We start from the raw sequence: 14,402 nt of genomic DNA, 5'->3' as shown, positions 1-14,402 counted from the left end.
AAGCGGCTGTTTTAATGGTGTTCATTTGCATTGAAACATTCCAGAACAACTATGTCCACCTTATACCCTGCAAACAAGTGTTCCCGGATCGGGCAAAGGCTTTATCCAATTATATCCGGAAAGACAATTCAGACTTTCCTTTTGATTATAGGTATGACCACATACATTTATCCTTTTGCCCTTTATGGGCAGCAGCCATCAATCGCCGGCCAGGGCAACCCGGGTAAAAGTTCTATTTCAGGCAAAGTGATGAACGAAAAGACAGGAGAGCCTGTAATTTATGCCCCGGTGATAGTTAAAGACAGTGCAGGAAAAACAATAGTGGCCTCATTGACCGGCCAGAACGGGTATTTTAAAATCGATTCATTGCCACCGGCCAATTATGTATTGGAAATTACTTACATGGGGTACCAGGCGTATACACAATCACTAACGGTGACTGGCATAACGGCAAAGTTGGAATTGGGCACGCTACCTATGAAAGAAGGTACTGCCTCTCTCAACGAGGTGGTAGTGACCGGCGAAAAATCCGGACTGGAGCTGAGGCCTGACAAGAAAGTATATTTGATCGGTAAAGACATATTGTCCCAAAGTGGCTCAGCTGGTGACATTTTGAACGGCATACCTTCAGTTGCGGTTGAACCAGGCGGCGCTGTCAGGCTGAGGGGCAACAGCAACGTAACTGTCCTGATAAACGGGAGACGCTCGGGGCTTACACTCGGCAATGTGATGACACAAATTCCAGCTGCCAGTATTGCAAAGATAGAAATTATAACCAGCCCCTCTGCCCGTTATGATGCTGCCGGCTCTGCCGGGATTATCAATATTGTGCTCAAAAAAAATATAAAAGAAGGGCTTAGCGGCCAGGCCAGGTTGGTATTAGGTGTTCCCAACGATTATAACCTGAATGCTAACCTGAACTACAAAACAGGCAAACTGAACCTGTTTGCTACGTTGGGCGGCCGCTATTCGGATTATGTAGGGTTGTATACCACGAAACAAACGACAACAGGTATTACGGCTGCCTCGCTCAGCAAGGTGCAACATGAAAACAGGCATGATGATGGCAGGCTTGTTTATTTCGGAGGGGACTACTTCATTAATCCGCGGAACACCTTTACATTGGCATTCTTTAGAAATGCCACAAAGGATATAGACGGGACAACCCTGGATTATGATTTTGGGAGTACGGGCATCGACAGCAGCATAACCCGGAACGGGAGATCCAAAGAAGTCCGCAGTTATAATCAACTGGAATCAAACTATACGAGGACTTTTGATAAAGAGGGCAAAAAGTTCACGATTGATCTGCAATACGACTTCTGGAACAGTGATAAAACCTGGAACCTGTTGACCCAAAAAACATTTCCTGTAGTTACCGGTTTGCATCCCATCAGAACAACTTCTATCGGGGCCAGCAAAGACCTGGTCATACAGTCGGATATAGTAAACCCTTTTAAAAATAAATCGATTCTGGAATTAGGCCTTAAAGGAGAAAACAGATCTGTGTCAAGCGATTTCAGGGCGGAGCAAGGCCTTGACAAGGATTGGGTAACATTTGATAATATCGACAATAAGCTGAATTATAATGAAAGCATCTGGAGCGCCTATGCGCAATACCGGAGCAAATCTGGCCAGTTCAATTACCTTCTGGGCTTAAGATACGAATGGACGCAAATCGGAATCCGGGACAGGGGAGGCATTTTTAATAAAGGGAAGTATTATGGCAGGATATTCGCAACCATAAATCTGAGCTATGCAATAGGTAAAGAATCGACTCTTCAAATGAGTTATGCAAAGCGGATCAACCGGCCGGAATTATGGTATTTATACCCCTTCAATGAACTAACGGATTTCAATGCACAATTTGTTGGGAACCCTGACTTAAACCCTTCTTACACCAATGTCATTGAACTTGCATTATTGAGGCAATGGGATAAGTTTACTTTCAACCCGACGATATATGCACATTTCACGACAGCACCCATTGAGCAGTACACCTATCATAACGATAAAGGCACCTTTATAACAATGCCGTTCAATCTGGACAAGGAAAACCGTTACGGTTTTGAGTTATCCGCTATTTATGATCCTGTAAAATGGTTAACCCTTAACGGCCAGTTCGGCGTTTACGGGTTCAGGCAAACTGGTTACTATAAAGAAACTGATTTTGATTTTACAAACACTTCCTGGAATGGCAGGATCAATATACGTGTTAAGCTACCCTGGAGATTAGCGTTTCAGGCCAGGTATGATTTGCAGGGCCCTGGCAACAATGCACAAAGACATACAAGACCTTACCACTACCTCTCATTAGGGTTAAGCAAAAACGTGCTCAAAGATAAGGGGACGCTAACCCTGGACGGAACCAACGTTTTGAACTCCCGCAAGATAAGGTCAGTGGCTACCGGGGAAAATTACATCATAGACCAAACCGACAATTTTAATGCTACAAGGTTCAGGCTTAGCTTTAGTTACAAATTTACCCGGAAGGAAGGCCAGGTTTTCAGAAGCCGGAAAGAGGGAAATCGCGATTGATAGAGATTTAAAAAGCCATCTCACTACGTGCCATCGCAACAGGGCTTCTCAGCTTTATTGTATCGAAGATTTTAACCGAAGTATTATGAGATGGAATGGTGTAAATTGATATATTCCCACCTGTTGATATCATAAAAGTTTTAATTAAGACATTACAATTATTTGCTCGATTCTTTCGTAAAAGAAGCTCGAAAACCATTTGTATGATTGATGGTATTTGCAGGCTCCTATAAGATAAAATGGTTGGATAAATTCGATATATATGCATTAAAAGCCTTAATTTAGTATCATCAACCTTGTAAACCCAGCATATGCATATTAATTTTCTGTGCTCCCTAGTCTTAACCTTGACTGTTGCCTGTAAAAAGCCAAACATTACAACAATGAAAGTGCTGCCACAGCCAGATACAACAGTTATTAAAAGTTCTTATTCGCTTATAACAGCCGTAAGTACTATTTCACCGGAATCCGGGACTTCATACAAAATTGCTTTAGTACAATATGCTTCTTTCTTCAAATTTGACAGAAGTGTAGCATATGGAGATCTGTACTATGAGGCAATACTGGAAAGCCAAAAGCACTTCATTCCCCTCAAGTTCTTCATACAGAATAATGGAAGTGGACAGATCACAGCAGTAGCAACTGCTTCGGAAGCTGAGATTGCGACATTCAGAAAGGCCTGGCAAAAATAATCCCATATTATAAAATACACCACATGAAAAACAACAGAATGCCAACAAGAAAGCTTTTTTATCTGCCACTGATATTTATTGCGCTTGTTTTTGCGGCACCCGGATGCCATAAATCCAATCAAACTCCCTGCGAGAATAACGAAGCCCCCCCGGTTCAGGTAGGGTTGATATTTCTGGATAAACAAACAGGAGAGAATATTCTTATATCAAAAAACATTGAAAGCGGAACAATAAAGATTACTCAGGGTTCATCAGAGGTGCCTGAGACAACAGGTACTATTGTAACAAACGCCGGTAGCGATTTGTATGGATCTTTAAAGTTCCATATTGAAGATCTTAAAAAAGGTGAATTTAAATATACCGTCAGCATCCCTGATGTAACAACAACAACACTGTCATACAACAACACAGAAGAAAAAACAGATAACAGATGTAAGCCATATGTTATCAAAGTACAGGATCCTGTGATTGCAGAACATCAGTATACAGTTCAAAAGTCGGGCACCAACATCATTATAAAAATAACGTTATAAAAAAAGCCTGTATCGAAGTGATACAGGCTTTTTTATTTTAATGCTAGTATCTTCTAACAATATTTGGATAAAGCTTAAAGCCCTGTTGGAAAGTAGCAAATCCTGTCTCAAACCTGTTATCTCCCATCAGGTAATAACCATTATATGTTTCACCAAGCCCCATGTTTACATGTACAAAATTGAAATCGGGTGAAACAGTTCCTGTAATACGGGTCACCATCGCACCATCTATCAACCACCAGTGACCTTGTGATTGCGCCGTTTGTCCATACATCAATACAAGTTTGAGGTCGGCAATGGAACTTCTGATAGCCGGGAAATTATAAGTTGTTTCTGTACCCAGGGTTACCTCTTTGGCATTCAGGTAGTTTCTTACAGTAGTGATATTTGTTGAACTGCCTGTGCAGGTATAGGTGATACCTGCTTCTGCTGTTACCCCACGCATGAGTTCTGCTACCATGTTCCGTCTTAAAAGCGGATCCTGGACATAAGCACCAAAATAATCGGTTTCTTCCCATATTTCTTTATTTTCTGTGAGGTAATACCAGTCCATGTTATAACCATACATTGTTATTGGCACCTCATAAAAGGCCAGCACCTGAGCAATAGCAATACTGGCGGAACTGATAGCATAACGGTAATCCCATAACCAGTTATCAGGACAGCTCTGTGGCATCGTCCTGTTATATGGCATACCCTGGCCCCATGCAGTTAGCATGATGGGCATATAATTGGCAAAAATCGTGTGACTTGGCCGCGTGCTGATAGGATTTTTCTCCAACGTTGCTTTTGTTGCCGGGTTTCCTGCTATTGCAATCCGGCTTTTCACCTGCGCAAGATTTACTTCTGATTCAGTTACTGCCAGAGAAGCTGCTATCTTTCCGGTAGCTGCGACTTTCAACGAATCTGTAACCTTATCTGCCTGTTTTTGATAATCCTCGTAAGCCAGCAGCGATGAGTTCAACAGCATTTTTACAGCTTCCGGTGTTTCGGGTGCATTCAGATTCTTACCTCCGTTTACAAAAGCAATGATTTGCGGACATCTTGCGTAAGCTGAAATTACTGCAACGCTCGTGTCACCGGTGTTACTAACGGTGGTTACATTATAAAGTGGTGCAGCAGAACGGGCAGTTGATTTCGTAGGTATTGCAAAAGGTTTAACAGAAACATTCTTTATTGTAACTGTTGACTTCGTGCCTACCTTTTTCTTTGTGTTGTTTAAAAAGTCACTTACAAGGGAAATAACCTGGTCTTCCGGAATTTCTTTCAGACTATCATAGTAAAGACTTTTATATTCCGGCTCACTTAATGTGATCTTATTGTTGGGTGTAACATTGTTGACGTCTGCATTCTGTTTATTACATGCAAATAAACCGGCAGTTGCTACTGACATTAAAAGGAGTGTTTTTTTCATGATAACATAGGTTTAAAATATCTACTGAAAAAGCAGATACCAGTCACTGGCTGATGACCAGTTTAGTGTGGTGTAATAGTTTGTATATGGATCATTCGCTGTAGGAGAATAGATGCTTAATCCGCAATAACTTTTTATCGGAACATCAAAGAATTTGTCTGTATGATCTTTATAAAGTACAACTTTTGCAAGTTGTTCTTTCAAGGCCAGCAGGTCAGATTCCTCATAATTATTTTCCAGGAAGTCCATGAAATCGTATGTTACAAGTCCGCCTTCATCAAAGTCCATGACCTGAACATTATCAAGGCTATAAGGGAATACAGGTCTTTTCCTATCCAGCAGTTCTTTCGTTAGCGCAGCCATCCTCTCTACTTCCTTCGGGTTGATGAGGGCTACCGTTGCCGAAGCATACAGATCTGATTGTTCTTTGTAATAACCGATAAATTTACTGGCAACGGTTTTAAGCCCTTCCTCCTGTTCGAAGAGGTGAGGCAAAATTCTGTCATATGGGAAACTGCTACTTAGCACTTCTGACGGGGATGCCAGTATATATTTGGATTTTCCCTTCAGCTCATATACGACTTCTACTGAAGACATGGAACAGGCGTCAAACATAATATACTCCCAGTCATCAGGCAAGGCATCCTTTAAATCTTTGATATCCATTTCCCTGAAGTCGTCTGATCCGAATGATTCGGTATGCACTTTGTCTGCTGGTTCCCATCCAGTCGCATGCGACCATAGTACAAGACCGTATGATCTGGCTGGCGCGCTCACTCTTGCATCCTGAATTACTTTACGCATAAAATCCGGATCTGAAGAATTGCCTGAGGCGTATTGCTTTATCGTATCAATCCGCACATTTGATTTGCCTGTACCTATCTTCAGGAGGCAGGAATTGAATTGTGTTTTTAAATAAACAACCAGGCTACCGCCGGTAACAGATTTTGCCCCCTCAACTATATGCTCCATAGTTATCAGGGCATCGTCGTGCAGGTTGTTATTTGCACCGATATAAATCAAAACGGATCGTTCAGGAATAGCGGGTTCCGGATCTGCAGTCTCTTTTTTACAAGCGTAAAAAAACACTAACAATAAAGAAATCAGGGCCAGTTTTAAGTGAAAGACTGTATTCATCCTAAATAATTTATGATGTGCAAGAACCGGCTGAAAAAGCCGGCTCCTGTTATTATTCAAAAAGTAATTTACCAGCTACATGCACCTGGAAGCGAGAAACATCCACCACTATAACCAGCATATGCATTTAATGTACATTGTGTTTTTGAATAATTGTTATCTCTGGCGATAGAGCCATTCGTTGCCCTGTTATAAACATAAGGTTGTGCCAGGAATGTAGAGCCTATGTTAGCACCAGGGAAACAGCTGCTTTTGCATGCTGCGAACCATTGGTCCTTGGTCACAGGAGTTGAAAACAGGGATGGATCAAATATGCGGACCTGCGCTACACCGGATGCATCATAGAATCTTACCAATGGTGCAACATGGAAGCTCCAGGTTTGACAGCAGGATGACGAAACACTTACTGCCAATGGGCTTGAAGAAGCATAGATAAACAGTTTTCCGCAGGCGTATCCGTTATCTTCCAGCACTTTGCGCATTTCATGTGCCCTGGCATAACAACCGTCTGCTTTATAGGCAAATGTTTGAACAGGATCACTTTGACAGGCAGTGAACATCAGGTTCATTAATGCCTCAGTGGGAATTGGTACAATATCTTCTTCCTTGCTGATCAGCAGGGGTTTCTTCGGCGAGTAGTCAACGGCAAATTTTTCAAGCGCCTGGAGCGGAGCATCTTTAACACCTGCTATTTCCAGCATACTTCCTATACCACCATGTTTATAAATAGAAATGGCTACAGGTATGTCTTTCTTAATAGCGGTATTGATCAGGTCGAGATACTGCTTGCTGCCTTTTTCTCTGAGATCCAGGGTAAATACCAGCGGAGTTTGGACAAAATAGATATTTGCCCGGTTGTTGCTAACATTTACTGTTGTTGGGGTTAAACTTCCAAAGTCGCGTGTGGAATCAGTTCTGACAATGGTTTCAACGGGCGTTTCACTTTTATTTTCTTTGTTACAGGCTACAAACGTGTAGCCAATTCCCATTAGTAAAACGAACAAATAGGTGAGAGTTTTTTTCATAATGATTTTTTTGAGATTAGATGATGGACTATAGTTTAGTGAGGTTGTGGTAGTATTTGATGTTGAGATTATATTCACGACCAACATAGGGTTCATAAGTCAAATAACCAGCTGCGTCCTTTCCTACCAGGTAGTAACCGGTTCCGCCGCCACCCCAGCCGAGGTTACAATGAACATACATGTTGTAACGCTGCCATACGGCATTTCCCACAATTGATTCACCTGGTTTTAACCGGGTTACTGCGTATCCGTCTATCACCCACGCATGGCCAACGGTGCCACCACCGGTAGCCTGCCTGTGTCCTGTAACCAGTACCAGTTTTAACTGGTCCAGTGAGCTTTTTACATCGGTCATACTTGTGGTCGTGCCCACACTCATTGTTTGTTTGAGATAGTTGATACCCTTGGTATCGGTTGTTGATGAGCCTTCACAATTGTAGGTAGTCTCGCAGGCAGCGAAAACGTGCTTGATAAATGCAGTGAGATGATTGCTGCTAAGGTCTCCACCCCAGGGATCAACCAGAATAGGATCCCATTGAATAGGCACTACGTTACCTAAGTAATTTATATTCAGGGCCGGGCGATAGTAGGCCTGTATCTGAGCCGCCGCAACTACAAAACAGCCGGCGGGATATCGTTCACCCGGATAATCGCAATTTCCGACATCCATCAGCTGGTTGAATGGATCGGTTTGATCCCATTCGGTCATTGTTAATGGACCTATCTGCGATATAATTCCGGATAATGCGCCGATTTCCTTTCTGCTCTTGGTTCCGGGAATGGCATGTTTAGAAACAATTTTGTTCTTAACATATTCATATACATGCTTATCGGGAAGTGTTCCGAATTCCTGCTGTAATTTTTTGATGGTAGGTGTGTATAGAGAATCTACCAGCTTTTCAACTTCTTTTACCTTTTCGATGAGGGCCAGACGCGAGATTGCCAGCAAAGGATCATCCTGTTTTATCTGGCCTGTATAGGCAATGACCACAGGCATTCGTTCGTCACCGGATACAACAGCAACACGGGTTTTCCTGCCGCTGTTTATAGCAACATTAAAAACAGGGATGGTGGTAGCATCCGCACTTTTAGTGGATAATGCAATGCTCCGGCCTTTTGCATCGAAATATGATTTGCCGGTAATCTTAAATGTGGGTTGAGAAGTACCTTTCGAAAGTGGGGTTTTAGAGATGGAGTCCTCGAAATTGCGGGCAATTGTAAGCACCATTTCCGGGGTTAATTCTTTAGGTTCAGCAAAGGCAATACTGGCTATCTCGTCGTCGGATAATGCCAACAGTCCTTCAGCAGGGGTTGAAATGCCTTGCTTGTTGTCAGCATCCTTTTTGCAGGATACAACTGGCATGATTGCTATCAGTAACAGGACATAGAAAGCAGTGGTTATTTTTTTCATAAATAAACGGGGATTGTTCGTGGGTTTAGGAAAATAAGCATCCATCCAGCATTCTGCTGCTGGTACGTCATAAATAAATGGAATAAGCTAATGGGCTATAGTTGATGCTACAGAATAAAGTTCGCTTGTTGATACTACAGGGTCTATCTATCGTTCGGTTGAAACATAAGAGTTGAACTAACTATCAAGGTTGATGTTATTAGTTAGTAGCAATAAAAATTAATTTTTGTTTTTTGGGAATCAGGGTAATGTCGAGATGTCCAGAAATACGGGTTATTAATCATTTAAGTTGTGACAAATATAATGGTTAAAAAAATTAAGATTTTCACTCCCCATTCGTATTAACATTTTTTTAACATATCTTAAAAACATTCATAGGCTTGAAAAATTTTATTTCTGTTTTGGGCGGTCAGTGGCAAACTAAGCAGTGATAGCCATACATAGAAATTGATAAGTTTTTTCATTATTGCCCTATACCGGTAGTTGTGTAAATAATAGGATACCAGGTATACCCCTTCCCGGTTTTACGAATATGTCCAATACCTGGGAATGATAAATGATCTCCTGCCACCCAGTATTTTTCTTTAGCAGCTTCCAGAAATGCTTTTTTTCGCATTGCTGCAGCCGCCTGAGGGTCTACGTCAAAAGCGATGGTAACATCAGGGTTAGCAAACTGTATTGGCCCAGCATGCATAATATCGCCCCAGAACATAATTTTCTCTCTTTTACTTGATACCTGATAGAATGTATGACCAGGCGTATGTCCCGGGCTTGCAACAGGTAATATACCTGGGAAAAGTTCTGCACCATAATCAAATGTTTTTACTTTGCCTGCCTTTACATAGGGTGTCATTTTTAAACGGGCTTCATCGAAGTACTTCTTTAATCTGGCAGGCGCATTGGCATAGTTTTCCTCACTCAGCCAATAGTCAGCTTCTTTTTTGCTTACGTACAATGTAGCATTTGGGAATACCATTTTATCTCCATCCATTAAACCTCCTGTATGATCAGTGTGAATATGGGTAATTAATATGGCATCTATCTGTTCAGGATCATAACCTGCTTTAATAAGATTTGCAGGCAGATATCCGAGCGCTGGCCCGTAAAGCTCTGCAGTGCCTGCATCCACCAAAATTAATTTAGCGTCCATTTTGATGAGATAGGCATTGACGGAAGCTTCTATCACCGGTGTCTGGAAATTGTTATTAGTCAACTTCTCAATTTCAGCAGGAGTTGTATTTGTCAGTACCTTATTAAGATCCAGTGGAATACTACCATCTGAAAATGCAATAATTTCAATATTGCCAAGTAACATGTGATAGCTGCTGGGTTGAGTAAATACTTTTGGTTGATCCTGTGCAGCAGTAGCATATGCAAGGAACATACAACTAATTATTAGTTTTATTTTTTTCATTGTTTAATTTTTTAATGAATACAAAGCTATGTGCTTCGTACATCGCTGGCAAGTACGTACTTCATTATAGCATAGGGTTAAAATTATCCCTATAGCTTAATATGGTTTTAATGCTTAATTTTATTCTACAAATCGGTATTGTATGAGTGATAGAAAAATTCCTAAAGACCTGAATTGTGGGATGGCTATGATTATGGAAATTATTGGTGGCAAATGGAAACCGTGTTTGATCCATAACATTTCGCGCGGATACAAAAGGCCAGGTGAACTACAGCGGTTAAATCCGAATGCTACCCGTAGAGTTTTGTATCAACAGCTTACGGAGCTGGAAGAACATGGAATTATCGAGAAAGTAATTTATCCGGTACTACCTCCTAAAGTTGAATATTCCTTAACCAGTTTAGGGATGTCTTTACTTCCTGTTATTAAAGTAATGGACGATTGGGGAACACAGTATCTTGAAAATCCTGGTCAGCACCCTACATTACAAACAGCCTGATGAAAATTTATGTGCATTATCCGAGGATAGTATTCAACATGGACGACGTGATTATTACAAAATCAGTCTGAAACAAGGTTCGATTCAATGGCAGCCGTCATTAAGCTATAAGCCAGCAAGGTGTTAAACAAGATAAGCCAGATTTTGCTTTTGCAATAGTATCTTTGTCTATCCCTTATACGATCAGAAAACCCGGTCAGCATGTTTCAGAACATCACCCTTTTTTCAAAACAGAATAATATCATCTCAGGTCCCGGTCCACACTGGACCCGTAAAGTAAAGATTTATTGTACCTGTGACCTGGACATAGGCTTTGGCTCAATACTCAGATGGACGCATAAAAATCCTATCAAACTGACCGCTATGATCAGCTTCTATAAACACCTGTCAAAGTCGCCTCGCGGTATAGACGGAACACCCTGTTCCTTCAAATTCGACTCATCAGTAACCGTCAAATGGGGAAGTGCCCCTGGCAGGGGCACCCTCATAGAGGTATTTGCCTGGGATAACAATTTTGGAGGCAGAGAAGAAAAATTATTGATAGCAAAGCCCATATTAGCTTGGGCTATCCGCGACCACAGCGATGCCTTTTTCAATACTGTAATGCGCACCCTTACAATGGCAAATGCCGACGAGATGAGCATCTATTTTGCACAATTAATATACGGAGAAAAAAAATTTCCGGATGCAGAATTTGAGTTCGGTCAGCGGGTATCAACCATCATCGGACCTAATGTTAAAACGTTACGTACCGGACATGTTATATCCAGCATCTACCATGAGAAGTACAAAACTAATATGTATTTTCTGATGGTGGATGGCGAGATACGGAAAAAACGTTATTTCCCCGGCGACCTCCGGCCAGCGTAACCATTCATGAACCGATATTCAGAAAAAAAGCGCCCGGTAGACAACAGATCTACCGGGCGCTTCTATAAATAACACTTGCTTTCTTATCTCGCTATGATCACCTGCTGGGTGTCAAATGTTTTTCCATTCCCCGTTTGCAGGATGTAAACATCCGGTTTCAGTCCTTCCACATTAATCGTGGCGCGGGAAGTACCTGCAGGGAACAACTGTTTACGCAGCAAATTCCCCATTTTATCGCTGAGCCTCACTTCGCGGATATCCCATCCATCGCTGGCAGCTTGTTTTTTCGCAGCGCCAGATGTAGGTGCTGTACTTACTACCAGTGTACTGGACGCCGGGTTAGGCGATACCACTACTTTGGCGGCGCCTGATAAACCCGTCGAACCATCAAAACGGTACATCATCTTTTTCATCCTCCGGTGGCAGTGGAAATTCAAGCTGAAAGTGATCATCCGCTTCCCGTTTTTTAATGTATTTCACCTCTTTATCTTTTGCATCAGTAATTATCGGGTCTGTGAATTGCTGTATAGACAGGTTTTTATTGAGAGGAATAGTTGCCAGATCTCCATTTCTATGTTTAGCAATTTTAATCTCGATGCCATTTCTAAGAGCAGGGTCCACCTCTGCAGACTCCTGCTGATAATCCGGTCGGGAAAGGAACATCACCATATCTGCATCCTGCTCAATTGCACCAGACTCACGGAGATCGCTCAACATAGCCCCCCTGTTATCTTTTCGCTTTTCGATATCACGACTCAACTGTGACAACGCAATGACAGGGATGTTTAATTCCTTGGCCAATGCTTTCAGATCCCGGGAAATCTTACTGATCTCCTGCTCTCTCAATCCCCCACCCTTTGCGATCTCCGTTACACTCATCAGCTGCAGGTAATCAATGATGATCAACCCTACACCGTGGTTGTGTACGAGCCTCCGGGCTTTGGCACGTAATTCAAAAGTGGTTAACGCCGGCGTATCGTCAAAGAAGATATTATCCAGCCAGCTGTCGATCTCACACTTTACCCTTAATTCCGCCAGTTCCCAGTCGGCAATCCTGCCTCTTTGCAGATTATCCAACCTTACTCCGCTTTCTGAGGAAATCATCCTGAGCACCACTTGTCCTGTTGACATCTCCAGTGTAAACAGGGCCGCCTTGGTAGGTTTGATAGTGTTTAGCACTGCATTGCGGGCAAGGTTCAATGCAAAGGCAGTCTTTCCAACGGAGGGACGTGCTGCGAGAATGATCAGATCCGTAGGCTGCCACCCTTTCGTCATCCTGTCCAAAGAAGGAAAGCCAGCAGGAACACCGGTGATTTCCTGCTTACTAACCATTCTGTCTTTGATTTCGGCTAACACCTTCTGGTAAGCAGCACGCATAGGCTTAAAGTCTTTCCTCATATTGCCGGCAGTGATGTTAAATAGTGCTGTTTCTGCCCTGTCCAGGCATTCAAAAACATCAGTTGTGTCCTGAAAGCTATCATTTACGATCCCGCCCCCAATGTGGATCAGCTCACGCAGCATGTATTTCTGCTTAATAATGAGAGCATGTGCCACAACATTTGCAGATGATACCACCTGGTTAGTAAGTTTAACGATGTTAACTGAACCACCCGCTTTTTCCAGATCACCTGATGACTTTAGCTGTTCTACGACCGTTAGTATATCGATTGGCTGATTATCAGCAGATAGCTGCTGCATAGCCTCAAAAACTGTCTTATGGGCTTCTACATAGAAGCATTCGGGATGCAGAATATCGGTAAGCAGGTCAAATGTCCCTTTTCCCATCATACAGGCGCCCAAAACGGCGGTTTCCATCTCTTTGGCCTGTGGAGGTACCTTACCGTAAGCAAAGGTCGTAAAATCACTCCTCTGCGCGTTTCCTGACCTGTTCTGCCAGGCGTTCCCTTTCTTTGAGGTATTGTTCGGTTGCAGATGTTGCATTGTTTGTTGTTTTAAGCTGGTTAAAATCGCGTTTTGCCCAATTGATGACTGTCAGGTAGGCAGACTCATTTTTCTTCGTTAAAGGGGCGTAATTGCCCATTCTTTGTAGCAGGTCTTTGATCTGGTCTACCGGCAATTTCTCCCGGAGCCTGATGTACTGGTCTATGGTGAAGGGCTGGTTCATCTCTGCCACCCTGGGAGCGTTTTCCAAAATCCACGTTTCAAACCGGCTGAACCCAGCCTGATCTTCCTGTGAATGTGTAGGTGCAGCAGCACCGGAAAACCTATTCTTTACTTTATTTTCTTTATTAACTATATTAGTTTTGTCCTTTCTTTGTCTTTTTTGTGTTTTCCTTTTGTTGGGTTCTGCGTTTGTCGCATTGTCTGTTTCGCTTTGCGCTGGCTCTTCTACCTGTTCTTTTTGTATTTTCCTATTGTATAGCTCATAGTTTGTTAATGAGAGAACAGTAAGTCCATTCACCTTCGATCGTTCTATCATTTTCAACTTTTGTAATAGCTTTAAGAAATCATTCACTTTACTCTTACTCCATTTCCAACGTTCAGATAAATAACGAAGTGTTGCAGGTAATTGACCTCTGGTCCAGGAAAGCTCCACGTTGCCTATAATTCCTGTTGCGGCTGAATCTTCAAATCTCGCTGACGCAATAAGATCCAACCAGGCTTCCGCCCTCGAATACGATCTTTCATCTTTCCAAAATGGATGATCAAAGAATTTACGGCTGACAGGTAAAAAGTAGCTGAGTATCTCGTTTTTCATGTGTGCGTAGTTTTTTGTTGAATAAATGGATTTTTAACGTGGTCGTACCCGTAGAGTAGTAATCCTCCAAAATCATTTTGCATTTTTGAATATTATTTTGACGCAAACAAAATGAAAATAAACATACAAGAACAGTTGCAGGGGGTTGCA

13 protein-coding genes are annotated in these 14,402 nt (G+C 42.2%); 5 read left to right on the top strand and 8 right to left on the bottom strand.

Annotation, left to right across the window (positions count from 1 at the left end; all coding sequences use genetic code 11):
- Positions 1-153: 153 nt before the first annotated feature.
- From BM176_RS25080 to BM176_RS25065, 3 genes are all read left to right on the top strand, one after another.
- The gene (locus tag BM176_RS25080; protein ID WP_218162277.1) at positions 154-2,538 is read left to right on the top strand and encodes a TonB-dependent receptor; all 2,385 of its coding nucleotides are present in this window, start codon (positions 154-156) and stop codon (positions 2,536-2,538) included.
- Between the two features lie 383 nt (positions 2,539-2,921).
- Complete coding sequence (locus BM176_RS25070; RefSeq protein ID WP_090107095.1) at positions 2,922-3,230, top strand: hypothetical protein; 309 nt, start codon at positions 2,922-2,924, stop codon at positions 3,228-3,230.
- 23 nt (positions 3,231-3,253) lie between these two features.
- A complete protein-coding gene (locus BM176_RS25065; RefSeq protein ID WP_090107094.1) occupies positions 3,254-3,763 on the top strand; it encodes a hypothetical protein in 510 nt (169 codons plus the stop codon).
- 43 nt (positions 3,764-3,806) lie between these two features.
- On the opposite strand, the gene BM176_RS25060 is transcribed toward BM176_RS25065, so the two are convergent.
- The 5 genes from BM176_RS25060 to BM176_RS25040 all read right to left on the bottom strand — a co-directional run bounded on the left by BM176_RS25060 (position 3,807) and on the right by BM176_RS25040 (position 10,164).
- Positions 3,807-5,177: a C10 family peptidase gene (locus BM176_RS25060; RefSeq protein ID WP_090107093.1), complete on the bottom strand. Its 1,371-nt coding sequence runs from the start codon at positions 5,175-5,177 to the stop codon at positions 3,807-3,809.
- 21 nt (positions 5,178-5,198) lie between these two features.
- Entirely contained in the window at positions 5,199-6,314 is a 1,116-nt protein-coding gene (locus BM176_RS25055; RefSeq protein WP_090107092.1) for a clostripain-related cysteine peptidase, read from the bottom strand.
- Positions 6,315-6,382: 68 nt separating this feature from the next.
- Entirely contained in the window at positions 6,383-7,339 is a 957-nt protein-coding gene (locus BM176_RS25050; protein WP_143097920.1) for a protein-glutamine glutaminase family protein, read from the bottom strand.
- A 28-nt stretch (positions 7,340-7,367) separates the two neighbouring features.
- Complete coding sequence (locus BM176_RS25045) at positions 7,368-8,750, bottom strand: C10 family peptidase (RefSeq protein ID WP_177230536.1); 1,383 nt, start codon at positions 8,748-8,750, stop codon at positions 7,368-7,370.
- Positions 8,751-9,213: 463 nt separating this feature from the next.
- Positions 9,214-10,164 (bottom strand): MBL fold metallo-hydrolase, encoded by a 951-nt coding sequence (locus BM176_RS25040; RefSeq protein ID WP_090107089.1) that lies wholly within the window; start codon positions 10,162-10,164, stop codon positions 9,214-9,216.
- A 142-nt stretch (positions 10,165-10,306) separates the two neighbouring features.
- Between BM176_RS25040 and BM176_RS25035 the strand changes: the two genes are divergently transcribed.
- On the top strand, positions 10,307-10,663 hold the full coding sequence (locus BM176_RS25035) for a winged helix-turn-helix transcriptional regulator (protein WP_090107088.1): 357 nt from the start codon (positions 10,307-10,309) through the stop codon (positions 10,661-10,663).
- 201 nt (positions 10,664-10,864) lie between these two features.
- On the top strand, positions 10,865-11,533 hold the full coding sequence (locus BM176_RS25030) for a hypothetical protein (protein WP_090107087.1): 669 nt from the start codon (positions 10,865-10,867) through the stop codon (positions 11,531-11,533).
- An 83-nt stretch (positions 11,534-11,616) separates the two neighbouring features.
- Here BM176_RS25030 and BM176_RS25025 read toward each other — a convergent pair whose 3' ends face one another.
- From BM176_RS25025 to BM176_RS25015, 3 genes are read right to left on the bottom strand one after another with little or no spacing between them, the layout of a single operon-like run.
- Positions 11,617-11,937, bottom strand: coding sequence for a T9SS type A sorting domain-containing protein (locus BM176_RS25025; protein WP_143097919.1), 321 nt, complete (start codon positions 11,935-11,937; stop codon positions 11,617-11,619).
- On the bottom strand, positions 11,921-13,474 hold the full coding sequence (gene dnaB / locus BM176_RS25020) for a replicative DNA helicase (RefSeq protein WP_090107085.1): 1,554 nt from the start codon (positions 13,472-13,474) through the stop codon (positions 11,921-11,923). Before dnaB ends, BM176_RS25025 begins: the two co-directional genes overlap by 17 nt.
- Positions 13,395-14,252, bottom strand: coding sequence for a hypothetical protein (locus BM176_RS25015; RefSeq protein WP_090107084.1), 858 nt, complete (start codon positions 14,250-14,252; stop codon positions 13,395-13,397). Before BM176_RS25015 ends, dnaB begins: the two co-directional genes overlap by 80 nt.
- Positions 14,253-14,402 lie beyond the last annotated feature (150 nt).

Origin of the sequence: Chitinophaga sp. CF118 (assembly GCF_900112615.1) — a bacterium.
Lineage (GTDB): Bacteria > Bacteroidota > Bacteroidia > Chitinophagales > Chitinophagaceae > Chitinophaga.
Note: the sequence above shows the minus strand (reverse complement) of the source record. Positions and strands in the feature narration are given on the sequence as shown.

Bases quoted from the DNA above. Each gene is read 5' to 3' on its own strand.
- BM176_RS25080 (WP_218162277.1), top strand. From the start codon at position 154: ATGACCACATACATTTATCCTTTTGCCCTTTATGGGCAGCAGCCATCA.
- BM176_RS25070 (WP_090107095.1), top strand. From the start codon at position 2,922: ATGAAAGTGCTGCCACAGCCAGATACAACAGTTATTAAAAGTTCTTAT.
- BM176_RS25065 (WP_090107094.1), top strand. From the start codon at position 3,254: ATGAAAAACAACAGAATGCCAACAAGAAAGCTTTTTTATCTGCCACTG.
- BM176_RS25060 (WP_090107093.1), bottom strand. From the start codon at position 5,177: ATGAAAAAAACACTCCTTTTAATGTCAGTAGCAACTGCCGGTTTATTT.
- BM176_RS25055 (WP_090107092.1), bottom strand. From the start codon at position 6,314: ATGAATACAGTCTTTCACTTAAAACTGGCCCTGATTTCTTTATTGTTA.
- BM176_RS25050 (WP_143097920.1), bottom strand. From the start codon at position 7,339: ATGAAAAAAACTCTCACCTATTTGTTCGTTTTACTAATGGGAATTGGC.
- BM176_RS25045 (WP_177230536.1), bottom strand. From the start codon at position 8,750: ATGAAAAAAATAACCACTGCTTTCTATGTCCTGTTACTGATAGCAATC.
- BM176_RS25040 (WP_090107089.1), bottom strand. From the start codon at position 10,164: ATGAAAAAAATAAAACTAATAATTAGTTGTATGTTCCTTGCATATGCT.
- BM176_RS25035 (WP_090107088.1), top strand. From the start codon at position 10,307: ATGAGTGATAGAAAAATTCCTAAAGACCTGAATTGTGGGATGGCTATG.
- BM176_RS25030 (WP_090107087.1), top strand. From the start codon at position 10,865: ATGTTTCAGAACATCACCCTTTTTTCAAAACAGAATAATATCATCTCA.
- BM176_RS25025 (WP_143097919.1), bottom strand. From the start codon at position 11,937: ATGATGTACCGTTTTGATGGTTCGACGGGTTTATCAGGCGCCGCCAAA.
- dnaB (WP_090107085.1), bottom strand. From the start codon at position 13,474: ATGCAACATCTGCAACCGAACAATACCTCAAAGAAAGGGAACGCCTGG.
- BM176_RS25015 (WP_090107084.1), bottom strand. From the start codon at position 14,252: ATGAAAAACGAGATACTCAGCTACTTTTTACCTGTCAGCCGTAAATTC.